The sequence below is a fragment of the Rhizobium sp. SL42 genome (assembly GCF_021729845.1).
GTDB lineage: Bacteria > Pseudomonadota > Alphaproteobacteria > Rhizobiales > Rhizobiaceae > Allorhizobium.
Map to the genome: position 1 here is coordinate 157269 of NZ_CP063397.1, position 24064 is coordinate 181332.

General features: G+C 59.6%; 20 protein-coding genes. 8 read left to right on the top strand and 12 right to left on the bottom strand.

The features are described from left to right. Positions 1-26: 26 nt before the first annotated feature. Positions 27-323 carry a hypothetical protein gene (locus IM739_RS00665; RefSeq protein ID WP_237369370.1) on the bottom strand — a complete coding sequence of 99 codons (297 nt, stop codon included), beginning with the start codon at positions 321-323 and terminating at the stop codon, positions 27-29. A 387-nt stretch (positions 324-710) separates the two neighbouring features. Here IM739_RS00665 and IM739_RS00670 point away from each other — a divergent pair, with 387 nt between their 5' ends. From IM739_RS00670 to IM739_RS00700, 7 genes are all read left to right on the top strand, one after another. Beyond that, on the top strand, positions 711-1847 hold the full coding sequence (locus IM739_RS00670) for a transporter substrate-binding protein (RefSeq protein ID WP_237369371.1): 1137 nt from the start codon (positions 711-713) through the stop codon (positions 1845-1847). Continuing rightward, the gene (locus tag IM739_RS00675; protein ID WP_336886411.1) at positions 1847-2440 is read left to right on the top strand and encodes an ANTAR domain-containing response regulator; all 594 of its coding nucleotides are present in this window, start codon (positions 1847-1849) and stop codon (positions 2438-2440) included. The genes IM739_RS00670 and IM739_RS00675 overlap by 1 nt, the downstream gene beginning before the upstream one ends. After that, positions 2428-3276: an ABC transporter permease gene (locus IM739_RS00680; protein ID WP_237369373.1), complete on the top strand. Its 849-nt coding sequence runs from the start codon at positions 2428-2430 to the stop codon at positions 3274-3276. Before IM739_RS00675 ends, IM739_RS00680 begins: the two co-directional genes overlap by 13 nt. Continuing rightward, the gene (locus IM739_RS00685; protein WP_237369374.1) at positions 3276-4196 is read left to right on the top strand and encodes an ABC transporter permease; all 921 of its coding nucleotides are present in this window, start codon (positions 3276-3278) and stop codon (positions 4194-4196) included. Before IM739_RS00680 ends, IM739_RS00685 begins: the two co-directional genes overlap by 1 nt. Positions 4197-4222: 26 nt before the next feature. Beyond that, entirely contained in the window at positions 4223-5830 is a 1608-nt protein-coding gene (locus IM739_RS00690) for an ABC transporter substrate-binding protein (protein WP_237369375.1), read from the top strand. 146 nt (positions 5831-5976) lie between these two features. Further along, entirely contained in the window at positions 5977-6921 is a 945-nt protein-coding gene (locus IM739_RS00695; protein WP_237369376.1) for an acetamidase/formamidase family protein, read from the top strand. Further along, positions 6918-8633, top strand: a complete 1716-nt coding sequence (locus IM739_RS00700; protein ID WP_442981076.1) for an ABC transporter ATP-binding protein — start codon at positions 6918-6920, stop codon at positions 8631-8633. Before IM739_RS00695 ends, IM739_RS00700 begins: the two co-directional genes overlap by 4 nt. Before the next feature lie 70 nt (positions 8634-8703). On the opposite strand, the gene IM739_RS00705 is transcribed toward IM739_RS00700, so the two are convergent. The 8 genes from IM739_RS00705 to IM739_RS00745 form a co-directional block, all read right to left on the bottom strand. Further along, positions 8704-10419, bottom strand: a complete 1716-nt coding sequence (locus IM739_RS00705) for a recombinase family protein (RefSeq protein ID WP_237369378.1) — start codon at positions 10417-10419, stop codon at positions 8704-8706. 314 nt (positions 10420-10733) lie between these two features. Next, the gene (locus IM739_RS00710) at positions 10734-10970 is read right to left on the bottom strand and encodes a hypothetical protein (RefSeq protein WP_237369379.1); all 237 of its coding nucleotides are present in this window, start codon (positions 10968-10970) and stop codon (positions 10734-10736) included. Positions 10971-11213: 243 nt separating this feature from the next. Continuing rightward, positions 11214-11951, bottom strand: a complete 738-nt coding sequence (locus IM739_RS00715) for a DCL family protein (RefSeq protein WP_237369380.1) — start codon at positions 11949-11951, stop codon at positions 11214-11216. A 3-nt stretch (positions 11952-11954) separates the two neighbouring features. Beyond that, the gene (locus IM739_RS00720; RefSeq protein WP_237369381.1) at positions 11955-14558 is read right to left on the bottom strand and encodes a DEAD/DEAH box helicase; all 2604 of its coding nucleotides are present in this window, start codon (positions 14556-14558) and stop codon (positions 11955-11957) included. After that, positions 14551-15498, bottom strand: a complete 948-nt coding sequence (locus tag IM739_RS00725) for a HamA C-terminal domain-containing protein (protein ID WP_237369382.1) — start codon at positions 15496-15498, stop codon at positions 14551-14553. Before IM739_RS00725 ends, IM739_RS00720 begins: the two co-directional genes overlap by 8 nt. Before the next feature lie 742 nt (positions 15499-16240). After that, positions 16241-17155, bottom strand: a complete 915-nt coding sequence (locus tag IM739_RS00735) for a hypothetical protein (RefSeq protein WP_237369383.1) — start codon at positions 17153-17155, stop codon at positions 16241-16243. Between the two features lie 416 nt (positions 17156-17571). After that, on the bottom strand, positions 17572-18624 hold the full coding sequence (locus tag IM739_RS00740) for a hypothetical protein (protein WP_237369384.1): 1053 nt from the start codon (positions 18622-18624) through the stop codon (positions 17572-17574). Positions 18625-18757: 133 nt separating this feature from the next. Beyond that, positions 18758-19408, bottom strand: a complete 651-nt coding sequence (locus tag IM739_RS00745; protein WP_237369385.1) for a hypothetical protein — start codon at positions 19406-19408, stop codon at positions 18758-18760. Between the two features lie 139 nt (positions 19409-19547). On the opposite strand from IM739_RS00745, the gene IM739_RS00750 reads away from it, so the two are divergent. Further along, entirely contained in the window at positions 19548-19772 is a 225-nt protein-coding gene (locus IM739_RS00750; RefSeq protein ID WP_237370928.1) for a helix-turn-helix transcriptional regulator, read from the top strand. A 25-nt stretch (positions 19773-19797) separates the two neighbouring features. Here the strand turns inward: IM739_RS00750 and IM739_RS00755 are convergent, their stop codons facing one another. The 3 genes from IM739_RS00755 to IM739_RS00765 all read right to left on the bottom strand — a co-directional run bounded on the left by IM739_RS00755 (position 19798) and on the right by IM739_RS00765 (position 24008). Then, positions 19798-21945 carry a DUF3363 domain-containing protein gene (locus IM739_RS00755; RefSeq protein ID WP_237369386.1) on the bottom strand — a complete coding sequence of 716 codons (2148 nt, stop codon included), beginning with the start codon at positions 21943-21945 and terminating at the stop codon, positions 19798-19800. 304 nt (positions 21946-22249) lie between these two features. Then, positions 22250-23167, bottom strand: coding sequence for a nucleotidyl transferase AbiEii/AbiGii toxin family protein (locus IM739_RS00760; RefSeq protein ID WP_237369387.1), 918 nt, complete (start codon positions 23165-23167; stop codon positions 22250-22252). Beyond that, entirely contained in the window at positions 23154-24008 is an 855-nt protein-coding gene (locus IM739_RS00765) for a type IV toxin-antitoxin system AbiEi family antitoxin domain-containing protein (protein ID WP_237369388.1), read from the bottom strand. The genes IM739_RS00760 and IM739_RS00765 overlap by 14 nt, the downstream gene beginning before the upstream one ends. Positions 24009-24064 lie beyond the last annotated feature (56 nt).

The window sequence follows — 24064 nt, forward strand, 5'->3', positions numbered from 1 at the left end:
ATCACACGGATGCCGGCGCAAGAACGCTAGCGTCCCGTGCGGCGCATGTCGACAACACGTCCATTGTGCCGATTGAGTGCAATCTCGAAGCGCCGGCCATCGCGCGTGGCGCGGTAGACAAAGAACCGGCCACGGCAATCGACCGTGCGGATATCGCGAAAGCCGTGATGACGCAGACGGTTTCGCCCTTCCTGGCATGTGATCGATCGCCCGTTGCTGACATTCGAGCCGATGGAGATATTGATATTGACCCGCGCATCAACCGGAGTGGCCGCCGGAAAGACAAGCATCAGGCAGAGAAAAAGTCCAAGCAAGCGGCGCATAACAATCCTCCAGAATAACAAAATTTAGGAATATAATGATCATATGAGCCCATGCGTGTGGATCAAGTGCTGAAATGCACTTCGGTATATCACTTGGCACGATGGCAGGCAGTTCGCTCGAGCAGAAGCCATCCACCAAAGCGCGATGCGTCACGATGCGACGAAATCAAGCTGTTTTCGTCTCGCCTGGATTGCGTCGAAACATCCGCCGCCTCGACAGCAGGCCCGCTTGACAAAGACCATTTGACCGTATTTTAATCACGCTCAAGTTCTGGGCAAATCTTGCCAAACTGATCAAATGACCTCGTCCGTCGCAGGGCAACAGCGCCCCACAACGCCCCGGTTTCCGGGAACCGCGTTGTGGGATTTTTTGTGTTTGGATTTCTGATGCAAGAGACCGTGAAGATCGGCATCCTCTATTCGACCACCGGGCCCTACGGCTCGATGGGTCGCGATGCCCGCGATGGCGCCGATTTTGCCTATCACGACTATCGCGCCGCCGGCGGTACCAGGGTCGAGCTGGCCTTCTTCGATCCGCATGCCGATCTCGCAGCCTATGTCGAAGGCGCGCGCAGGTTGATCCGCGAGGAAGGCTGCCGCCATATCGTTGGCACGATCACGTCCGCCGCGCGCAAGGAGGTCATCCCCCTTGTCGAAAAACACGATGGCCTCCTGTGGTACATGTGCCCTTATGAAGGCTTCGAGGCCAATGAAAACGTCCTCTATATCGGCGGCTGCCCGAACCAGCATCTCATCCCGCTGTTCGAACACCTGATTCCGCGACACGGCGCACGCCCCTATCTGGTCGGTGCGAACTATGTCTGGGGCTGGGAGATGAACAGGCTTGCCCGCGAACTGATCAACAACGCCGGCGGCACGGTTCTTGGCGAGCGCTATCTTCCGCTGGAGGAAACCGACGTAGAGCGCATCGTCGCCGACATCGCCGAAAAGCGCCCAAGCTTCGTTCTCAACAATCTGATCGGCCCCTCGAGCTACGCGTTCCTCGCCGCGATGAAAAAGCTCGGTGAACGTGATCCGGCCTTCCTGCCCGAAAATTGTCCGGTCGCGAGTTGCGACCTGCAGGAATGCGAACTGACGGACATCGATGACGGCGCCGGCATAGGCCAGTTGTGCGCGGCATCCTATTTCGACAGCCTCGATACCGCCGAAAACCTCGCCTTCAAGGCCAGGCTGCAGGCCTGGAGACCAGGCGAGCGCAAGGTCTCGAGCGTCTTTGCCAGCGCCTACACCGCCGTCAGCCTGTGTATCGCAGCGATCGAGGCGGCCGGATCGGAAGAACCGGCAAAGGTCCGCGACAAGATTGTCTCAAAAAGCTGGCCGACATTGTTCGGCGAGATGCGCATCGATCCCGACACCAATCATGCAGCACTGCCCTTCCTGCTCGGCCAGATCAATCCTGACGACGGTTTCGATGTTATCGCGGCCCGCCCGGCCTTGCCTGCGGATCCCTATCTGACCGGCGCAACCCTGACCCTCAAGCCAAAGCTGAGGGTGGTGTCATGATCACGCGGACCCCGAATTTTACCGAATGGCGAGCGACGATCCTCACCGAAGAGGATGGCAATACGGAACGGTTGCGCCGTCAGCTGAGCCTTCTTGGCATCGAGGTCCATTGCCAGTGGAGCCCGATCATCGAAAGCGCCATGCCGAAACTCATCCTTGTCGATGCCGACCGTGGCTGGGACGAACTCCTGCCCTGGGGCACGGGCACACCGACCCGTCCGGTCGTCGCCCTGCTCGGCTCGGAAGCGCCGGGCCGGATCGCCTGGGCCATTCGCCAGGGTGCGGGCGCGATCATCCCCAAGCCGGTCACCGCATCCGCGATCTACCCAGCCTTGGTCCTTGCCGTCTCTATCCACGAGGCACGCCTGTCCGCTGAACGGCAGATCGCCCACTTGGAGGAACGCCTGAAGCTGCGCCCGGTCGTCTATGCCGCCATCGCCCGCCTGACCAGCGAACGGCAGATCGACGAGGATGCCGCCTACTCGGTGCTCAGGGATTGCGCCATGCGCCGCCGCCTGCCGATTGAACAGATCGCCGCCTTCTTCCTGGCCGGCTCGGAACCCTTGCGCGAGGTCGGCAAATGCGGGCGCTGAAGGAACTTTCCCGTCAACCCTCCGCCCTGTTCGGCATCGCCATCATTCTCGGTGTGCTGGTCCTCGCCTTGGCCGCACCGCTGATCGCACCATTCGACCCTGACAACCAGATGTTCGATGGCCTGACGCTCGAGGGCGCGCCAATGCCGCCCGGCGGGCAGTTCCTGCTCGGCACGGATACCCTCGGCCGTGATCTCTTCTCCCGCCTCCTCTACGGTGCGCGGACCTCGCTTATCATCGGCCTCGTCGCCAACGGCGTCGCGGTCACCATCGGCCTTTTCGTCGGCATCACCGCCGGCTACATGCGCGGCTGGGTAGGCACGCTCCTGATGCGCTGCACCGACCTGATGATGGCCTTCCCGGCCCTGTTGCTTGCCATCGTGCTTGCCGCCATCCTCAAGCCCAGCCTTTGGATCGTCGCCATGGTGATCGCCCTGGTCAACTGGGTCCAGGTTGCGCGCATCGTCTATACCGAGACCCGCGGCCTGGTCGAGCGCGACTTCATCATGGCGGAGCGCGCGCTGGGCGCCGGCGACGGGCGCATCGTGTTTCGGCATATCCTCCCGCATCTGGTTCCAACAGCCATCGTCTGGGGCACGCTCGGCATTGCAACGACCGTCCTCCTGGAGGCAACGCTCTCCTTCCTCGGCGTCGGCGTCCAGCCGCCGCAACCGTCCTGGGGCAATATCATCTTCGAGAGCCAGAGCTATTTCCAGGCGGCCCCCTGGCTGGTCTTCTTCCCAGGCGCCCTCATTCTTGTGACCGCCCTCGCCTTCAACCTCGTCGGTGACGCCCTGCGCGACATCCTCGATCCGACACAACGAGGGAGAGGCTGATGCTGGGCATCCTGACAAGACGGATCCTGCAATCGGCGCTGATCCTGCTCGGTGTCGCAGCGATCACCTTCGTGCTTCTCTATGCCTTGCCCGCAGATCCGGCCCGGATGATTGCCGGACGCAGCGCAACCGCCCAGACGGTCGCCAATATCCGGCACGAGCTCGGACTGGACCAGCCGCTCCTGACCCAGTTCCTGCACTATCTCGGCGGTTTGCTGCAGGGGGATCTCGGCCGCTCCTATGCCCAGAAAACGCAGGTCGTGACCCTGATCATCGCGCGCCTGCCGGCGACCCTCGTGCTGATGGCAGCCGGGATTTTTGTCGAAGTGGCCATCGGCCTGACACTCGGAATAACCGCCGCACTCAATCGCGGCGGCTTGACCGACAGGCTGGTGATGGCCTCGGCCTTTGTCGGCGTATCGGCCCCGCAATTCGTCGTCGCCTTGCTGTTGCTCTATCTGTTCGCCGCGACGCTCGGCTGGTTCCCGATGAGCGGCTATGGCAGCTTTGCCCATGTAGTGCTGCCCGCCATGACGCTCGGCATACTCGGTGCCGGCTGGTATGCCCGCATGGCACGCTCGGCAATGATCGATGTGCTCAACCAGGACTATATCCGCACCGCCCGTGCCAAGGGGCTTTCCGCCCGCCGTATCGTACTGCGCCACGCGCTTCCCAATGCCGTCCTGCCGATCATCGCCATGATCGGCATCGACATCGGCCAGTTCATGGGTGGCGTCGTGGTGGTGGAAGCCGTCTACGGCTGGCCCGGGATCGGCCAGCTCGCCTGGCAGGCAATTCAGCAGGTCGACATCCCGATCATCATGGGTGTCACCCTGACCTCCGCCCTCGCGATCATCATCGGCAATCTCGTCGCGGACATCATCGCGCCGATGATTGACCCGCGCATTCGTTCACACTGAAGCACAACAAAAAGGGGAACAGAAACATGTTCAAACGCTGGTTACTTGCATCGACGACAACAGCCATGCTGGCCATCCTCCCGATTACGGCACAGGCCCAGACCAGTGGCGGCGATATCGTCGTCACCTACAAGGACGACATCACCACACTCGATCCCGCGATCGGTTATGACTGGGTCAACTGGTCGATGATCAAGAGCCTCTTCTCCCGGCTGATGGACTACGAACCCGGCACGGCCAATCTGGTACCCTCGCTGGCCGAAAGCTTCACCGTCTCGCCCGACGGCCTGACCTATGAATTCAAGCTGCGCAAGGGCGTCAAGTTCTCCAACGGCCGCGAGGTTGTTGCCTCCGACGTAAAATACTCGATCGAGCGCGCCATCAATCCAAAGACGCAAGGCCCCGGCGCCGGCTTCTTCGGCGCCATCAATGGCTTTGCTGACATGACAGGCGGTTCCAGCGAAACCCTCTCAGGCATCGAGACGCCGGACGATGGCACCGTGATCTTCAAGCTGTCGCGCCCGGATGCCACCTTCCTGCATGTGCTGGCGATCAACTTCGCCTCCGTTGTGCCGAAGGAAGCCGTCGAAGCCGCCGCCGGTGATTTCGGCAAGAAGCCTGTCGGTTCCGGCACCTTGATCCTGAAGGACTGGACGATTGGCCAGAAACTCAGCTTCGAGCGCAATCCCGACTATTTCATCAAGGGCGTTCCACACATCGATTCCGTCACCGTCGAAGTCGGCCAGGAACCGCTGGTGGCGCTGCTGCGCCTGCAGAAGGGCGAAGTCGATATCGCCGGCGACGGCATCCCGCCGGCCAAGTTCCTCGAGATCAAGAACTCGCCGGAAGGCGCCCAGATGATCGTCGATGGCGAGCAGCTGCATACGGGCTATGTCACGCTCAACACCAAGGTGAAGCCGTTTGACGACGTGAAAGTCCGCCAGGCCGTCAACATGGCGATCAACAAGGAGCGCATCACCCGCATCCTGAACGGTCGCGCCACGCCCGCCAACCAGCCGCTTCCGCCGCTGATGCCGGGTTATGACAAGGCCTTTGCCGGCTACGGCTATGACGTCGACAAGGCCAAGGCATTGCTCGCCGAAGCCGGTTATGCCGATGGATTCGAAACCGTGCTCTTCTCGACCAATACCGATCCGCAGCCGCGCATTGCCCAGGCGATCCAGCAGGATCTTGCCGCGGTCGGCATCAAGGCGGAAGTCCGCGCGCTTGCCCAGGGCAACGTGATTGCCGCCGGCGGCACCGAAGGCGAGGCGCCGATGATCTGGTCGGGCGGCATGGCGTGGATTGCCGACTTCCCGGATCCGTCCAACTTCTATGGCCCGATCCTCGGTTGCGGCGGTGCCGTTCAGGGCGGCTGGAACTGGTCTTGGTACTGCAACGAGGCGCTCGACAAACGCGCGGTCGAGGCCGATTCCATGTCGGATCCGGCCAAGGTCGCGGAACGCCAGGCAGCTTGGAGCAAGATTTTCACCGACATCATGGCCGACGCGCCCTGGGTGCCTGTGATCAACGAACGTCGTGTCGTTGCCAAGTCGGTGCGCATGGGCGGCCCGGACAACATCTACATCGATCCGACCCGCGTCATCAACTATGACGCGATCTTCGTGAAGTAACAGGCAAAGACCAGGCGTCTTGCACCGGGCGCCTTGCACCAAGCCTCTTGGACCAAGCTCTTCAATCCGGCCCTTTTTCGCGCCACGCGGACAGGGGCCGGCACTGAACCGACTTCGAACCGAACACTGCTGAAGGGAAAACGCCCATGTGCGTCGCCTGCACCCATACCATCCACCGCGCACAGCACAATTTCGGCTGGAACAGGGATTTCCCTCCGGCGCTTTCGGCCAGGCCGGGCGAGACCATACTGTTCGAGTGCCTCGATTCCTCCGGCGGCCAGATCGGCCGCGACGCGACACTCGAGACCCTGGCCAATCTCGACTTCGGCAGGATCAATCCGGTCTCCGGCCCGGTCTATGTCGAGGGCGCAGAACCTGGCGACGCACTCAAGGTGACCATCCGCAAGTTTCACCCCTCCGGCCATGGCTGGACCGCTAACATTCCAGGCTTCGGCCTGCTGGCCGACCAGTTCAAGGACCCGGCCTTGCATGTCTGGTCCTATGACACGGTGGGCATGGCGCCATCCGCCTTCGGCCCCGGCGGTCGGGTCCCGTTGAAACCCTTCACCGGCACGATCGGGGTCGTACCCGCCGAAACCGGCCTGCATTCGGTCGTCCCGCCCCGCCGCGTTGGCGGCAACATGGACATCCGTGACCTGACGGCCGGCGTAACCCTCTACCTGCCCATCGAAGTCGAAGGCGCCCTTTTCTCGGTCGGCGACACCCATGCCGCCCAGGGAGACGGCGAAGTCTGCGGCACGGCGATCGAAAGCCAGATGAATGTCGAGCTGACGCTCGATCTGGTGAAAGGCGTCAATCTCAAGTCACCACGCTTCACCACCACCGAACCTGTCACCCGCCATCTCGATGGCGCCGGCTATGAAGTCACCACCGGTATCGGTCCCGACCTGATGACCGGCGCGCGCGAAGCCGTCATGCGCATGGTCGACCTGCTGTCTTCCGACCACGGGCTGAACCCGGTCGATGCCTATATGCTCTGCTCCGTCTGCGGCGATCTCAGGATCAGCGAGATCGTCGACATGCCGAATTGGGTCGTATCCTTCTACTTCCCGCGGATCGTCTTCGCGTGAACGAGCATATCCTGACTATGCCTGAGTCTGTGCCGGTCCTGTCCGTCCGTGATCTGACCGTCGACGCCCGCACGCCGGACGGCCTGAAGCGTATTCTCGATCATGTCAGCTTCGACCTTGGTCCCGGCGAGACGCTGTGCCTTGCCGGCGAATCCGGTTCGGGAAAGTCCGTGACATCCCTGTCGATCATGGGACTGCTGCCGAAAGCATCGCTGAAAGTGGCGTCCGGGGCAATCGAGTTTGAAGGCCGCGGCATCCTCGGCATTTCCCATCGCGCCCTTCGCCGGATCCGCGGCGGCGAGATCGCGATGATCTTCCAGGAACCCATGACCTCGCTCAATCCGGTCATGACGATCGGCGAACAGCTGGTCGAGACTATCCGCGAGCATCAGGCGGATCAGGGCAGCGGCGCCGAGGCAACGGCTGTCGCCATGCTCGATGCCGTGCAGATCACGAATGCCACCGGGCGGATGAAGCAATATCCCCATGAATTGTCGGGTGGCATGCGGCAGCGCGTGATGATCGCCATGGCGCTGTCCTGCCGGCCCAAGGTGCTGATCGCCGACGAGCCGACCACCGCGCTCGACGTCACCGTCCAGGCGCAGATCCTGACGCTGATGCGCGAACTCCGTCGCGAATTTAACACCTCGATCCTGATGATCACCCATGACATGGGCGTGGTCGCCGAAATGGCCGACCGCGTAGCGATCATGCAGCATGGACGCATCGTCGAACAGGGCGGCGTCCTCGACATCTTCGGCAAGCCGGCGGAACTCTACACGCGCCAGCTGCTTGCAGCCGTGCCGAGGCTCGGCGCCCATGCCGGCACGAGCGCGCCGCCGCGTGTGTCCCAGCCATCGCCGCAGTCACCGGGGCTGGCACAGACACTGGCGCCGAAGTCCCTCTCGGCCACCGTACTCGACGTCAGGGATCTCAGCGTCACCTATGCCGGAAAGACCGGCTGGTTCGGCACCGCAAAGCCGGCCGCCCCAAGCGTCGATACGGTCTCCTTTTCGATAAAGGCAGGCGAGACGCTGGGACTGGTCGGCGAAAGCGGCTCGGGCAAGTCGACGACCGGCAAGGCCGTGCTCAACCTGATCCCGTTTGCCGGCAGCGTAAAGATCGACGGCACCGAAATCCGGCAACTGTCCCCCCGCGCCATGCGCCCGGTCCGCCGCTCGGCCCAGATGATCTTCCAGGATCCCTACGCGTCACTGGATCCGCGCATGAGCGTCGGCGCTGCCATCATCGAGCCCCTGGTCATCCATCGGGTCGGCAATGCATCCGAGCGCGCGGACAGACTTGCCATGCTTTTGAGGCGCGTCGGCCTGACGCCGGATGCCGCGAGCCGTTACCCGCACGAGTTTTCCGGCGGCCAGCGCCAGCGTATCTGCATCGCCCGGGCGCTGACCCTCGAACCAAAGCTGATCGTCGCCGACGAAAGCGTGGCCGCACTGGACGTGTCGGTCCGCGCCAAGGTGCTGGACCTGATGCTGGAACTGCAGGAACAGATGGGTCTTGCCTACCTGTTCATCTCGCATGACATGGCGGTGATCGAAAAGATGTCGCACGCCGTTGCCGTGATGAAGGCCGGAAAGATCATCGAAATGGGCACGCGCCAGCAGATCTTCGAGGATCCTCGTGAAGAATACACCCGCCTGCTGATGTCAGCCGTCCCGGTGGCCGACCCGCTGCACTATCGGCGCGCCTAGGTGGCAAGTGGCTCGATAAGGCTGCGGCGCGGGCCTTGCGGAAAGGATTGCAGGGCTTGCGCATGACATTTCAGCGTCTGGCAGGACAACGCAAAAACCGCCCCGGTTGGTCCGAGGCGGTTATTGATTTGTTTGATTTTTGGTTGCGGGGGCTCGCTTCAACGAATGGCATAAAAGGGCTGTTCTGCGGCCCTCCAGCCTCTGCATTGGCAAGGCCGAGAATGCCAAACAGTTCGCCGCGTAGCTCCGCATGAACCTCGCCGCGCTTGGTGCCGGGGGTCAGTACGATCTCGCCGATCAATGAGCGCAGCGCTTCCGCCGCCTGCCGGCCTCCGTCTGGATCGTTTAGGGCTTCCGTCAGGCGTTCCACCCGCAGCCGGTAGAGGTTGGCGATGTTCGGATGAATGTCGGGAATGTCGTCCGGGGCCTGTGACAGGCGGGCGGTGATCTCAGCCTTCTGCCGTTCAAGATCATCCATGCGCGCCTTCATCGACGGCTGGTACATGCCGTCCTCGATGGCGGAGATAATCCCGGCAATGGCCTTTTCGATCTTCGCGAGGTTTTTCCGGTCGATTGCCGCCTGCGCACGCCGATCATGGTTCAGCCGGTTCATCTCCTCGGCATAGGCCTTCACGGCCTCGGCCACCGCTTGCGAGGATACAAGCTTGTCCTTGATGCCGGACAGAACCCGCGCCTCGATCTTCTCGCGTGTGATGGACCGGCCGTTGTCGCAGGTGCCGCGCCTGTGATGGTTGAGGCAGGCATAGCGGCCGGGCGTGATGATGCCGAACTTGCCGCCGCAGCATCCGCAGATGAGAAAGCCGGTCAGCAGAGAAACGGGCCTGACTGTCAGATGCAGTCGCTTCATCCGCCCTTCGAGCGTATTAGCCGGGTTCGGCCCGAAGATTGCCGAGATCTGCTTCTGCCGGGTTCGGACTGCCTGCCAGAGATCGTCCTCGATCATTCTCAGATGTGGCACTTCCGTTCTGATCCATTGGCTCTCCGGATTGGGGCGAGAGACGCGCTTGCCGGTGGATGGGTCCTTTATGAACCGCTGGCGGTTCCAGACGAGAACGCCGGTATAAAGCTCGTTGTTGAGAATACCGGTGCCGCGCGAGACATGACCGCGAATGCTGGTATCACCCCAGGCGCGTCCAAGCGGACCGGGAATGCCTTCACTGTTCAGATCGGTCGCAATCGCCTTGGGGCTTTTGCCGCCGGCGAACTCACGGAAGATGCGGCGGATGATCTCGGCTTCCTCGGCAATGATCTCACGGTCGCCCCGGACCGGCTCGCCGTTGCCGTCGAACTGTTTCAGGACACGGTAGCCATAGCAAAGCCCGCCACCTGCCTTGCCCTTCTCCACCCTGCCCCGCAAGCCGCGATGGGTCTTCATCGCCAGGTCTTTGAGGAACAGCGCGTTCATCGTGCCCTTGAGGCCAACATGCAGCTCGGAGATTTCTCCCTCGGCCAGGGTGACGATGGTGACGCCTGCAAACTTCAGGTGCTTGTAGAGTGTGGCGACATCGGCCTGATCGCGGCTGATGCGATCCAGTGCCTCGGCAATGACCACCGTGAACAGGCCGCGCTGGGCGTCTCTGACCACCTGCTGGATGCCATGGCGAAGGATGGTGCTGGAACCGGAGATCGCCGCATCCTGATAGCTGCCTGCCACCTGCCAGCCTTCGCGCTTGGCATGTTCATCGCAAAGGCGAAACTGGTCGGCAATCGAGGCTTCACGCTGATTGTCGGATGAGTATCGGGCATAAAGGGCAACACGGGTCATCGGCATGTTTCCTTCTCGCATCGGTTTCATGCATAGGGCGGCTGCGCGGTCCCTGGTGGACGATGCGGGTGCTGCCTTCAGCGCCCGCACCCCGCCTTTCCTGCTTCGCGGCCAATCGCCGGGTCGAAGACGCTCGGTCAAGGCTGGCGCGGCACGCGCCACCGCAAAGCGGCTCGGGCCTTGAGGGAGTGGCTTCGACCTGGCGCACTCCCCGCAGACTAGCAAAGGAGGGTCTCGCCTCAACCGGAATCGTATGCGCAAGCGACGCCCTGGTGCAAGGCGTTTCAGGCTGCGCATCGACAGTGGAAGCGAGACTATTCCGCCTCGGGTTCGTCCCTACCCTGACCGCTGGTGCTATTGTCGTTGGCCGCCACTCGCTCTGCATGGTCTGCCCTCGCCATCTGTCGTCCAATCAGGCGAGCAATGTCGATGACGACCCGGTCTAGGTGTTCACCAGTGGCGCGGCGCGGTTCTTCGACACCGCCGCCCGCGTCGTTCGCGGGGCGTGCGTTGTCGTTTGCTGCCCCCTGCCCTTTCTCGTCTCCGTCCATGTTCGACCTGCCTTTCCCGGATGGAAAGACCATGTAAGAACCAGAGATTGGACCAGGAAAAGCGGGAATTCACGGCGTGTCGTAGGGTGTCGTAAAACGTCGAAGGAACCGCGAAAATCTTCGCCTGCTACGTCTCCGCTGTGCGTACAAGATGTCATTGCGAACGGCGTTTGGAATGCCCGATATGGGGCCGCAAGCGGACTGTCGGGTTTAAATGGAAAATTTGGGAGAGCTGGCGTTCGCTTACCTGAAACGAAGCGGTCGGTTCACGGCGATGGCCGCAGACATACTGATCCGTGGGCGATCCTTGGCAATGATCCTGAGAACGGCCCGATCATGATGGAAGTTCAGAAACTCATGCGCAAGCGCATCATCGGCGAAGTGGGTGGATATCTGGGCATCGGCTGAAGCTGTTAGCGTGCCGGGTGGAATGCTGTCTTCCCACCCTTTGGACTTTCTAAACTCCTTCACGATGGTCCCGAAAGGCGGATGAGCATGACTGAGTTGTGCCTCGGAATACGCGACGAAGTTTCCGGTAATGTCGCACGCGATCAAACCGTCAGGGCCTGCGAAATGGTCAAATTGCCTCTGCTTCATCCCAAGCAAGTCACGTGACACTGCATTGTGGCAAGCCACCGAGAATTCCTCCGCGTCACTCTTGGGACGGCCTGCGACAGCTTGGACGTAACTAAAGTCCGTCGGTGTATTGTCTACGCGAACAACCCAGAATCCTGGGCTAGACCAGCCGTCGCCCTTATTCAACCGCCTCTCGAACCGCTTCATACCGGCGCCGATTTTTGAAGGGCCGTCGGAAACGAGTAAATCGAAGCGCTCTAATAGCGCCGAGAGATCACTGTGGTCCTGATAATCCGATATGTGTTCGCCGTCGCGATAGCGCGCCAGCATATCTCTAAAATGCTGTTCAGCAGCCTTTTTGGTCTTAAAAACCTGACCATTCGACAGCTCTACCGGCTTTGCCATCTGCTACTCCTCCAATAATGCCCTCGTCAGTATCTTTTCGCGGACCTCGCGGACGACGATCGATGGCAAGCCAATTGCGTCCAGCCGATCGCGGCGCTCAACAACCCACTGAATGCAGGCAGCCTCATCAAGGTCATCCAAAGCAACAATCTCGTAGAGTGCCACGGCCCCAATACGTGACATTCCAAGCTCCATCAGGGAACGCAGGGTTACGGTACTAACCCCGAATTCCAGGGCAACGCCAATATCGAGGTCGGTGTCGATAAGGTCTTCTCGGCCTATGGCCTTCAAGTGCTGGTTCAACACGTCGACATAGGCAGAAAAATATCGAGGGGCCAGGAATCGAGCTGTGCCCTCAATCATCTCAAGTGTGCTTCTGATGACGCCGGCTGTGTCGACCTTACCGTCGCGTCGTTGAAGATACTCGATCCGCTTGCGAATGATTGTCGGCAAAGAGAAGCCTTTGAGCCACTGCAAGACAGTCAGCGCATGCAGGGGAATCAGTGTTTTCGGCAGGAAGACGGTAAGGACATGGTCGTTGATCCTTTCCATCATGTCCGAGAAGCGATCGTATGCGTCATCGCTTTCCGATGGCGCGGGCAGCAGATCTTCAGGCGGGCCCGCGTAAGCCCGAAAGAATGCCAGCAAACTCTGCAACCCGATCAGGCTTACACCTGGGTTTCGAGCGCCAATTTCTGACCCGAGCTCCAGACCAACAGTTGCCTTCGCGAGTGCTTGTTCGAGACGTTGCAAATTGGCGGTAGGCTGGCGTTTGGCCCACGGCGCCCCCGTCAACGACCGATCGCGAACATATGCGGTCGTCAGATAGGCGCTCACCTGCTCGAAGGCACGGACCTGACTGGGGTCAATGTCCACCCCCGATGGTCGCTGCTCTATGTACGCGGCAAGCTCTTCAAGTTTCGAAAGAGCGGTATCCGTCTCGCGCCGGATCGGATACCGGGTCCGTTGTGGAACGCCAGAGGGCCACGCCTTTTCGTCAGAAGCGTCTATGCAAATGATGTTGCCCTGGAATTCGTCGCCCCATCTGCCGGCCCTGCCTGCAAGGTTCCAGAAATCCTGCGGCTCCATGGGCGTTTTCTTGCCCTTGCGCGGACCGCGAACCACTATCGTCCTGCAGGAAAGATTCACGCCCTCGATGAGAGTGGACGTGCAGACGAGGAATTTGAGCTTTCCTATCTTGAACAGACGCTCAACTTCCAAGCGTATAAGAGAAGGCATGTTTCCATAGTGGAAGGCGACGCCGGCTTCCACCAACGGTGCCAACCTGTAGCTTTTGTGCACGCACTTTCGCGCCAGATCTGCAAGGTCGGCAAGCTCTTGGTCGACCTCCTCTGCTTTTGGTAGCAACTGGCTGATGAGGTCAGCGACATCCTCAGCCTCGGCCGCGCCGTTTGCGTAGACAAGCGTGCCGCCCCGCTCACCAATTGCCGCTGCGATGAACGCCAGCTTTTTAGCCAGCGTGCCGGGCTTGCTTGCGAGCGTCAGCGTCCCGAGAGGCAGGTATTCCTCATTGTGCCGAAATTGCAGCGCCCACTTCGTCGGCTTGGCGGGGACCTGGTGAGCTACAACGATGTTTTGCAAGACGGTCGCCACATCGCTGTCGATCGGTATGGTCGGCGTACTGTCCGGCGCGTCGTCAAGCAACACCTCAGGGTTCTGCGTTGCCGGACTTACGAAAGTCACACGCATGTTCGGGCTTGATCGGAGCAGGCGCTCAATCGCGTCTTGCAGAATGACGCCGCGTTGTGGATCCCCGATCTTGTGAGCCTCATCGACGACGACGAGATCGATGTCGACACGCTCGTGCAACAGGTTGGCTAGAAGATGCAGTCGCTCCTGCGTGAAGACGAAGACACATCGCTTGCCGGATTTCTCCGCGGCAGCATATTTCTGAGCCGAGGGCAGTGACGAGATCTCGATATCGAGCCCAGACTGAGCGGCCACCTCGGCCAGAGACGACTCGATTTCCGAGACGAGGGCGCGCGTCGGCGCGAGATAGACCGCCCGCCGGATTTTCTCGGTTGCTATACAATCGACAAGCCACTTCAAAACAAGGAAGGTCTTACCAGATGCAGTGGGTGCGGAGGCGGACAGCCAAGCCCGCTCTTGACCAGCCGCGCGCCAGAATTCAAGCTGAAACTCGTTGACAGGCAAGCGCTCACCTGTCGCCTCCAAGAGGATGGAGCTTTCAAGCTGCTTGCGTTGGTCTTCGATCCGGAGCGCAACGCCTAGCCTTGCTTCCAGGTCCGGTTTCAGCCGTCCGCGCTGCTCGGCCAAAGCCACCGAACGGTGGTTCGACAGCTTGTCGAAAAGCACCGCGGCCGCGTCGCGGACCGGGTCTGATGTCGGTAGCAACATCGCGCCGGTGGCGATGCGCAGACTTGCCTCGCGGTGCAGGCGTTTCTTCGAACGGGCAAGGATGCTCGCGGCGAACAGCAAACGCTGCCAATCGAACGTGACATCCGCCAGCGCGGGTTCCTGAGCTACATTGTCGAGCTCCAGAAGAGTGGTAACCAGGCCGAGGTGCTGCAACTCGCCGCGCAACGATGTCTCATAGAGCCAATCTTGGAGTTCTGTCTCAGACATTAGCGCCCATAGCCTCAAGGAACGCTTCTCTGAACTTGTCAACCGAAGGAAGCGGCAGACAGAGAAAATGAATATCGAAATGCTGAAGCTTTTCGTCGGTCAGCCTCCGTCCAACCGATGTCGACCAGCCTTCGAGGCCTTTCTTCGCCGCTTTCACCATATCCTCGAGCACGCCTTGGCCATCATCGCCAGGATAGAAGTCCGCATCAAAGCCAACCAGCGCTACCCCACAATACTCGACCCTGTTCGATAGTGGTGAACTCGTGTCAAAGAAGCGACGAAAGGCTGAGGACAATTCCGGATCGCCGAGGTCTGCCTTATCACTCAGAAGCACCAAGTCGCGCTCTCGCGATGACCCAAGGTGGTCTTCCTCGATTAAAAACGGGGCAAGCGAACTGATGCAGTCGCGGATCGCGTTGGTGGGATCCTTATAGACTTTGGATTCACCCCAGAAGAGCTTCAACTTACCGTCGTCGGAGACCGAAGCATATACGCCGTCAGCGCCGTGATAGTGCATCCGGCTGTCGGTCTTGAGATCCATCTTGCAGAGAACGTGAGGAATGCGCAGAAACCGCTCCGCCAAGAGGAACAGGAGCATTTCGCCTCCCTCACCAGTCTTGGCCAGGTCAGTGAATACGGCCCTTGCTTTTTCATGCAGCGCGGCGACCGCCGATGTGGATCGGAACTTTGCATCCCGTGCCCTCGCCTCTTCGATGCGCGTCCGTGGGATGGCGTAGTCAGCCGCGGCATGGCGCATAAACTCCGCAAGCCGCTTCATTTTTACCTTTCCGTTTCCATCGGTCGTCAAACAATGGCAATACACCGTGACCTTGTGGCCATCGATCATGATGTCGCGCTCGACTAGATGTAAATGCACGCCTAACTCGTCCGGATCGCCTGACAAGATTGCGTCGAGCTCTGCGCCGGTGATTTCCGCCATGCCCCGCGTTCCTAGAGAATCAATTGCAATTACAATGCGAATCAAACTTTAGAGTTGCAATATGGAGAGCGTCTTAGACCACGCTTATTCTTGTGCTCACTATCCCTTTACGGCGATGCAGATCCTGCCGAGCATCAATCTGGCGGCCTCTTTCTTGCCGAATGAAGCGAGCCATTGGTCACCGAAGAGGCCGGCCCTTTCTCAGGTGGCGCAGGCCTGCCTGGTCATCCATGGTGACTTGGAACCAATCTTTCCACTTCCGCATGCCGCGTGGGCGGCAAGGATTCTGCCGAAAGCCAGGCTCAGTCAAGACCGCCGTCGGCCCCTTTGCTGCCGTTCGAGGTCGATCCGAGAAACGTGCGGTATGTGCTAGAATGCGGCCCGAAGGCGGAACGCGACAGACGCACTGCGAGGGGCGGTGTGATCGTACCGGAATTCGCGCGACCGCGAGCCGACGTTGTGCTCTTGAAAGGGGAGACGAGGACGATGCCGACACCACAGCAACCCAGTCTAATAGTTCGACAGAAATCCCCGGCCGAAAACAGGCTGACCACTTCAGCGCCCAGATCGAGAATGCGGACGTTCAGGTGAGCCGGACAAGGTCTCAAGCTGGCCCGAAGCGCCTAGCCAATCCTCCGCCGAATAAAACCAACGTCCAATCCGGACGTCAACTTAACTCGGCTGCCCAGGAAACCAGCAGCACGTCATTCACATTGCGCTGTTGTGAGCCGAGCTGCCCGTCCTAATTGAGTCCAAAAAACACCGCGCGATCCTCGGCCGCATGCAAGTTATGCATTGCCATCACGTTTCGCTGGGCGGGAATTTTCTCCGATTTGAAGACGAAGGGCATGTTGTCGAAGCTGATTTCCGCAATCACCGCCGATAAGTCCTTCTCATAGCAATCCTGGAGCACTTTCAGGTTCGTCGATGGAAAGCTGTCTTTGAATTCCTTGTTATACCGTGGCTCAAAATGGCGGATGAGCGAGGCCTCGTACAGCGTTGTTCTTTCCGCTTCATCGGTATTGAACAGCTTGTCGAGACCCAGTTTAATACGATCGTCCCCTTGTGATATGTCTTTCGCACGGGGATTGAACATGGTCAGCATCCTTGTGGCGGGAACGACCCTGAGCATGACGACTTGTAACGAATGACCTTCCGGCCTCCCCTGCAAGGCGATTTTCTGAACGGTTTCATGCTTGCGCAGCCGGTCGAGGGCGTTCCTAGAGCCTGATTTTCCATAAGCCTGACCGATATACTGGATGTCGAAGTAGACGTTTCCGGTCAACGCAAGACGGGTCTGCATTTGGTCTTCGCTTGGAAAAAACCTCCTCCCCGCCTGATCCTCCAGTCTCCAGTAATCCTGTCCGTCCACATGCTCCTTGTGCAAATCGGTGCCCTCGGGCAAGGGGAAGTGTACATCGTGAATGTCACCAAGCATTTTGAGGTGACACACCAGCTCCCGGCCATCCTGACTTGCGCCTTCGAAATCCACGCGCGGTGAAAAACCCACCATGTAGATGTGGCACTTCCGAATCTGGTCCATCAGCCCCGCGAGCGCCTCGTCGTCATATATGCCGGCGGCTGGCAAATAGACGTAGTCTTCTGCGTACATGCTCAAGGCGTATTCGACGTCGAAGGCCTTATCCGAACCAAGCATGAAACTCCTCTCCAATTTCTAAACACATTATGGCGGACAATACGACTTGTGTGATTAGGCTCCAAATTTTCAACCCCTTTCGGCGTCGAAGATACACCGGGCGTGCATTTCCCAGCATTTTGTTTGATCAGCGCCATTTCTGTTCGATCCGGGGTTAAGGTTCGGCTCCAATGGCGGGTTCAACCGGCACGCTGAAACACACACATTTTGCAGTTCAGCGGACTGGCCGCTTTTGAGAGGAGGCTACGGTGACCTGAACGCCCGGAATGAAGGCGCTTTGCAGACACGCCCTCTGACCCTAACCCAGTCTTATCCAGTTTAGAGTGCGGTCCATGATGTTTCTTGAGGTGTCTCCGATCATCTGCAAGGCACCCGACCGACTTTGAAATGTACGAACAACATCAAGATATCCCACATCAGTCACCATTATGCGACCCTTTGGCTGAAAGCTCGAACCTGGTCATCTCAAGTCTCGGACCCATTACGCGAATCGGCAATTCTTTTGCCGCTTCATGACCTCGGTGGTGCCCTTTGACGAGAACGACTTTGCCACTGCGATAGTGCCGCTCATGCTCGGAAACCCAATGACGAACTGGTCCATTTCGCGCCTCTATCGCCTGTCGCTGGAACTCCAGGCGAGCGGCCCTTTCTGCCATGTGCGCAGCGGCCTGCGGGCCAATCCGGATCGTCAGGTGTGACTTCTGGGCGCCAAGGAACCACGACTTGCCAAACTTGCGCGCGGTCTTCCAGTCCTTGCTGGTGAAAGTCTCGGCTACTGTGGGGATAATTCCTCCTAGATCCGGTGACACGAGCATGGCGAAGAGAGCAAAAGGAATGAAAAGATCGGATCCCGTTTCAACCACATGCACAGTGCGCCTGAGGTGGATATCTTCTGGTGTGTCACCATTTCGCATGTGAAACTCAACCATCGAGCGGCTAAGTTCGACTTCGATGTCTTCATAGTTCAGTGTCCCTGCCTCGGTCCGCTTGACGAGTAGAACGCATATTGGATCTACAGCGGCTTTTCCCTCGCGCTTGTGAAACATCGTGACACGCAGGTAGCCCTCGGTCCGCTCATCTAGCAGATAGCCGCGCAGTCCCGAGCCTGATGGCTTGTCATCGAACCTCGTCCTGGGCGAAGCACGCTGAAATCGAGCGTCACCTAAGGCGCGATCATCGAACTCTACCCAGGCAATTTTAGAAGGAAGCGTTACCTCTCCGAGGATCGCTAGAGCCGGCACGCTCGGCTCGTCAGCCTCCTCAGTTAAAGCATCATGAAGAGTATCCGCATAAGCGGCAGCCAAATGGTCAAGAAGGTATACCTTCGCTTGCTGCAACGCATCTAGCGCGTATTGGCGGAACTGCCGAAGCTGCTCAGACGGCACAAGATGCCAGACGATGTCGTCATGGGGCATTGACTTGCCTGCGAGCGACGATCCGTACATTGAAATCAATGACTTATAGAGCACTTGGCATCCTTGAACTGGTCCCCGCTGTTCGACCCGTCCTCGACCAACCGGGTGCTGACCGACATGCTTTCTCGACGGCTGGAACGACGTCGGAAAGCGGTTGTTTCCAGGATGTCCGGAAGCCTGAGCCCAATCAAGTACCCGAAAGTCTACTGCCCAGACGGATCAGGTCCGTCGTTGTAGCCCGAATTTGCGACCATGGAAATTCATCGCCTGGACTGTCTTCTCCCATCGCAAGAACCGCATGAAGCTTAGCAGCCACACCGGCAACCGATCGAGCCGGTTGAGAAAACAGATCTTTCAATCTCCCATCGCGCATCGCAAACGCTTCTTCTTCAGCCTGCTTGGCGCGACTGTAACCAAACTGCTCGTCCAGTTCGTTCCAAGCCGCTTGCCGCTCCGCCAGAACCGCCTTCGCTCGCATCTTTGCTTCGGCGTTTTCCGGCGCATCGCCAAATAGGCGATCGATTTCCTCTATTGTGAAGACCGCAACCACGCAATCCTGATCGGGCACGGCAAGGTCAACATGGGGAAATCCCACCGCCGCGATTAGAGCAGTTTCAAGCCGCTGCTGCTTCCGGCAGAACCTCTCGACCTGCTCATGGGCCGCCCACCACTCCTGCCACAACATCAACGCTGGATCACCACCGTCAGGCTGGTCGTCTGCGGAATAGAGTTCCGCATCCACATCCCCAACCTGTGCCGCCAGCCACGCCGCCGACGTGGAAAGCAATTTGCGTCGCGTGACGACAGGCAAAGTTCTGCTATTGTCGGAATCAGCCATGATCCGAGTTCCCTACAACTTGGCTATGGTCAGATCAGGTGGATGTTACAGCATCTGCCTGATCGCATACAGCAAAGCATCACATACAAAATGATAGACATCAATCAGAAAGTTTGCCTTGGCTAGCAGTGTATTGACGATGGAACAGTGCCGCGCCGCGCGAGCCATGTTGGGGTGGAGTCAAACGACGCTTGCAGAGGCGGCGAACGTCTCGCGGCAAACCATTGCTGATTTCGAACGTGGCGCGCACATGCCCATTGCGAACAATCTCGCCAGCATGACCGCTGCGTTCGAACAGGCTGGCATAACCCTCATTCATGCTGAAGGCGGGGCTGTGGGCGTTCTTCTAAAAAAGGTTAAGTAGGCGGCCATCTTGTAGCCGATCCGCGTCACAACCCCAGCCCTCGCTTCCTGGCAAAGCTCCAATCAACCCCACCACCGCCTCTCACCACGCCACTGATATGCTGGCCGATCCGCTGGTCGAGCGCCGGTTGCCATGGCACAAGCTGGAACCCGATGCCGTCATCGAGCATCGCGAAACGCCCGCTGGCGAGGTTGACGCCGCCCTTCAGTGATCCACTGACATATTCCCCCCGCTGGCTCGGTGTGTAGGACAGCCCCCACTCCGCCGCCATCTGCCGGCCAACGCGGTCGATCTCGGTTCGCTCCAGTCGCTCCAGCAGATCTTTGGGCGCGCGAATGCTGCCATTGTCGAGACGCACGGCTTGCCCCTGATCAACGAGGCTTTGGCGACGGCGGTCCAGTGCCTCGCTGACCTCTTGGCCAAAGCCCGCTTGCGTGATCGGGATGCGGTCGCGTGAGGCAAGTTCCCGGTCGAGCCATGTCGCGCCGTCGCTGCCGACCTGTCTGTTAAGGTCAAGGGTGGACAGCGTGCGGACGGTAAAATCCTTGGCCCTGTCTCTAGCGTCATAGGCCATGCCGCGTTCGGGGAGATCACTGGGGATCTTCCAGTGATCGGCATCGATGCGCTCGACATGACCGGCACGCCGCAGTGCTTCAAGGCGACGGACATGCGAGCGGATGAAGGCATCGGGATCGCCACCGATCTTTTCGACCTTTGCCCTCCCCTGCTCCAGATGATCGCTCGGGCGGTAAATGCCATCGTTGGTGGCGGCGAGATCACGGATGTTGATGTCCGATGCCCTGGGTTCGGCCTTTTGCGGGATCGGGTCAAGTGACACGATGTGGCCACGCTGGAGATCGTCGAGCCGGCCGATATCTCCTGTCTCGACATAATGGGTATGTCCATCCACACCATCGATGACCAGATGCAGCCGGTCGCTCATCTCATCGCCTGCCAGTCCCTTGGCCAGAACCCGCCCGACAATTGGCTCGTTGATGCTTTTGCCGTGAGTGACGTAATCGCGGGCACCACGCTCTTCGGCAAGGCCGTGATCCTCCAGTGCCCGGTGCATGGTCTTGATGATATCGCCGCGCTCGCCAAGGGCACGCAGCGTCTGTTCCGCATCGTCGCGGATCGTCCATCGTCCGGTGTCGATCTCATCCGCCAAACCATACCGCTCCAGGCGCTTCGCCCGGTCGATCAGGAGCGATCGGTTAGCTCTGACGGTGTAGCTGTCGGAAGCATCGGGACGAAGGTCGATGATCCCCTGTTCCTGGCTCTCCGCGATCAGTATCCTGTCGAGCCGGGTCAGGCGTTCGGCCCCGACCTCATGGCGCAGTTTCTCCGCGACCTCCAACTCGCTCTGCTGGCCCAGTTCCAGCGTCACCAGGTCCTGCGCCCGATGGCGAACTCCATGGGCGATATAGTCGCCGGCAATGTTGAGGATGCGGCCATCCTCCAGCACGCCCCGCACAATGACATGGGTGTGGGGATGACCGGTATTGTGGTGATCGACAGCGATCCAATCCAGCCGGGTATCCAGATCCCTTTCCATCTGCTTAATGAGATCACGGGTAAACGATCGCATGTCCGCCATGTCGGCTGCATCTTCGGGCGCGACGATGAATCGGAACTGATGGCGATCATCGCGTCCACGCTCCAGGAATGCCTTGCCGTCGGCCTCATCCTCGATCGCCGAATATACCCTGCCCTTCTCGCCATCCTTCGTCACGCCATCGCGTTCCAGATAGCGCAGATGTGCATCGACCGCCTTGGCCGTCGCCGCCCGGAATTTGGAACCACGTGATTGTCCCCGTTGCGAGGCAAGCTTGACCACCCGCGCCTTGACCACAACACGCCGTGAGCGGAACCGGGTGCCGCTGCTGTCGCGCGTCCATCCTCCACTGTCTTTCGGAAACGAGGCTGAGAGTTTCGCGCCACGGCCACGGGCATTAAAGCGCCCGCTCCCCTTGCCCGACGGCCCGCCGATCCGGCTCGGGTTTCCGCCGGCCTTGCGCACGGCAATCTTGACCTGGGTGATGAACGGTTTTGAGTGCAGACTGGCACGACCGCCCCGGCTCTTCGGTCGGCCCGGCCTGATGCGGAAACTGTTGTCGTCACGATCTTCCATAGCGGCAGGTTCGACCCCCATTTCCGGCCTTGCAAGCAGCAAATGGCCGTCATCGCAGGCGGGCGTATAAAGACTTGAACCCGCGTAGATCGGCGTAGCGCACCTCGCGGCAGGTGGCCTCTATCCTCAAGGATTACAGAGAAAATCAGTCGAATCTAAAATTCATCTCACATCGCGGATTGCGATGCTCTCCCGTTTTCCGGCTGGAAAACAATGTGCAGACAACCACTTACGAGCGCAGCTCGGGCGAACCCCGGTTCGCTTTATCTTGCAGTCCTTCCCCTACCCAGTTGACGCTCCCAATATCCCTGCTTCCCCGAGTTCAAATCCGAGGGAGCGGGAGTTTCTATGCGCGCCGTCCAAGGGAAGTTCGCAGCAATTCGACCAGGGCTGAACGTTGATCCGGCTGGAGTTTGTCGAGATTGCGCTGCCGCCAACGGATGGCGGGAAGCGCTGCCACGTGGCCAATCTTCAGCAGGGACCAGTCCGGTTCCCCGCGCTCGAAGCCGATCAGAAATTCCCGGTGGTGATCCGGCATTGCGCCGATCAACGCCTCGATCATTTCATGCTGGGTTTTGACCAATTCATCGATTGCGACAGTGGCTTCGGTCATGCCTTCAAAGCCATTGCTGTATTCGTTTGCGAGGTCTTTGACGCGGCCCGACAGCACTTCACCCATGGGGCGGTTGTGACTGAGCAGATAGACGATGAACACTTCGCGCAGGTCATCGCTCAGCCCTTCATGGGCAAGCAGACCTTGCACATCGAAAAGGTCGCGCGGATGCTGCCGGTCCAGCGCGGCCACCAGCTTGCCGGCAAACAGGTCTTCGAAGGAAACCACGCTGGTTTCCGCAAAGCCGAACGCCTCTTCGACCGCTTCGGTGACGGAAATCGTGGATGGCTCATGGACCACACCGCGCAATACGGGAGAGACTTCGATCTTCACCTGCGTCCCGTCCGCAATCACGAGAAGGCGCAGGATTGCACCATCGTGAATGCTTTCGGTGACGCGCGCGCCGGGCAGCTCCGCCAGAGCTGCGGCCTTGATGCGCTTCATGGCCGCATCGATCCCGGCCAATGCTTCCGGCCTGTCATGCACCGGCAGATACATCAGATCGATATCGACCGAGAGGCGCGGCAGGTCGCGCACAAAGAGGTTGATTGCCGTTCCGCCCTTGAGCGCAAAACAGGCTTCGCGCGCCACGATGGGAAGAAGCCGCATAAGCAGCCGAACCTGGGCCTGGTACTGGTCACGAAACGGCATCAAGGTCCTCCGGCACGGTGATCAGATAGACCGGATCGAGCCTGCCTCCGGGGACAAGCATGCGTTTGCCCTTGCCCAGATCGATCGCATCCTTGTCCAGACGCTTGAGCCACGCATGGCGGTGACGATCCGCGAAGAGGAAGAACAGGCGTTTGACCTTGACGCTGTCACAGGCCACCAGCAGCTTTTGCAGACGCCTCGGGCTGAAATTTGCGGCACTTTGCATGATCATATCGGCCTGATGGAAACTCTCATGGCGTGGCAGTTCATCGAGCATTTCGAGATAGGCACGCTCGGGCTGCGAAAGGGTCAGGGGCCAGTCCCATTGTCCCCATGGAAGCGACGTCAGACTGCCGCCCTGGAAGCGGCTGAGATCGCGCGGCGGTCCATCCGCGATGTTCCAGCCAAGGCTGCCCAGGTCTTGCATAATGGGATCGTTGCGAAACAAGGTTGCGCTGTTGTGATAGACAAAGCGTTGCGGAAGGTTCAACTTTTGCAGCCATGCTGGCGGCTTGTCCGGGCCATAGAGGTGAACGGTCTTGGTCTCGTGCGAGAGATAATGAGCAAAGCCCTGTAGTTCCAGCGCGGTGCGCCCACCGACATAGAGCGTCGTTCGCAAGAGCAGGGTCTGAAGCGATATGACGACTTGCTGCCAGCTCAGCGAGCCGCGCGGCCTTTTATAGACGCTGCGCACCGGCTGTTCCAGCCAGCCGGCCTTGACGTAGTAGGCGCGCAGATTGCTGGGTATGCCGCGCGCTTCCAGCCAAGCGGCATCCACGACCAGCCCTTCGGGGAGGTCTTTATCAAGTCGGTTTAACAGTGATGCATATTGCTCAGCCATACTGAGTATATTATACGTTTCTCAAACCATTTTCAAGTTTGATAATGTCGCAGAAT

Coding starts and splice junctions, on each gene's coding strand:
- IM739_RS00665 (WP_237369370.1), bottom strand. CDS start 323: ATGCGCCGCTTGCTTGGACTTTTTCTCTGCCTGATGCTTGTCTTTCCG.
- IM739_RS00670 (WP_237369371.1), top strand. CDS start 711: ATGCAAGAGACCGTGAAGATCGGCATCCTCTATTCGACCACCGGGCCC.
- IM739_RS00680 (WP_237369373.1), top strand. CDS start 2,428: ATGCGGGCGCTGAAGGAACTTTCCCGTCAACCCTCCGCCCTGTTCGGC.
- IM739_RS00685 (WP_237369374.1), top strand. CDS start 3,276: ATGCTGGGCATCCTGACAAGACGGATCCTGCAATCGGCGCTGATCCTG.
- IM739_RS00690 (WP_237369375.1), top strand. CDS start 4,223: ATGTTCAAACGCTGGTTACTTGCATCGACGACAACAGCCATGCTGGCC.
- IM739_RS00695 (WP_237369376.1), top strand. CDS start 5,977: ATGTGCGTCGCCTGCACCCATACCATCCACCGCGCACAGCACAATTTC.
- IM739_RS00705 (WP_237369378.1), bottom strand. CDS start 10,419: ATGACCCGTGTTGCCCTTTATGCCCGATACTCATCCGACAATCAGCGT.
- IM739_RS00710 (WP_237369379.1), bottom strand. CDS start 10,970: ATGGACGGAGACGAGAAAGGGCAGGGGGCAGCAAACGACAACGCACGC.
- IM739_RS00715 (WP_237369380.1), bottom strand. CDS start 11,951: ATGGCAAAGCCGGTAGAGCTGTCGAATGGTCAGGTTTTTAAGACCAAA.
- IM739_RS00720 (WP_237369381.1), bottom strand. CDS start 14,558: ATGTCTGAGACAGAACTCCAAGATTGGCTCTATGAGACATCGTTGCGC.
- IM739_RS00725 (WP_237369382.1), bottom strand. CDS start 15,498: ATGGCGGAAATCACCGGCGCAGAGCTCGACGCAATCTTGTCAGGCGAT.
- IM739_RS00735 (WP_237369383.1), bottom strand. CDS start 17,155: ATGCTTGGTTCGGATAAGGCCTTCGACGTCGAATACGCCTTGAGCATG.
- IM739_RS00745 (WP_237369385.1), bottom strand. CDS start 19,408: ATGGCTGATTCCGACAATAGCAGAACTTTGCCTGTCGTCACGCGACGC.
- IM739_RS00750 (WP_237370928.1), top strand. CDS start 19,548: ATGGAACAGTGCCGCGCCGCGCGAGCCATGTTGGGGTGGAGTCAAACG.
- IM739_RS00760 (WP_237369387.1), bottom strand. CDS start 23,167: ATGCCGTTTCGTGACCAGTACCAGGCCCAGGTTCGGCTGCTTATGCGG.
- IM739_RS00765 (WP_237369388.1), bottom strand. CDS start 24,008: ATGGCTGAGCAATATGCATCACTGTTAAACCGACTTGATAAAGACCTC.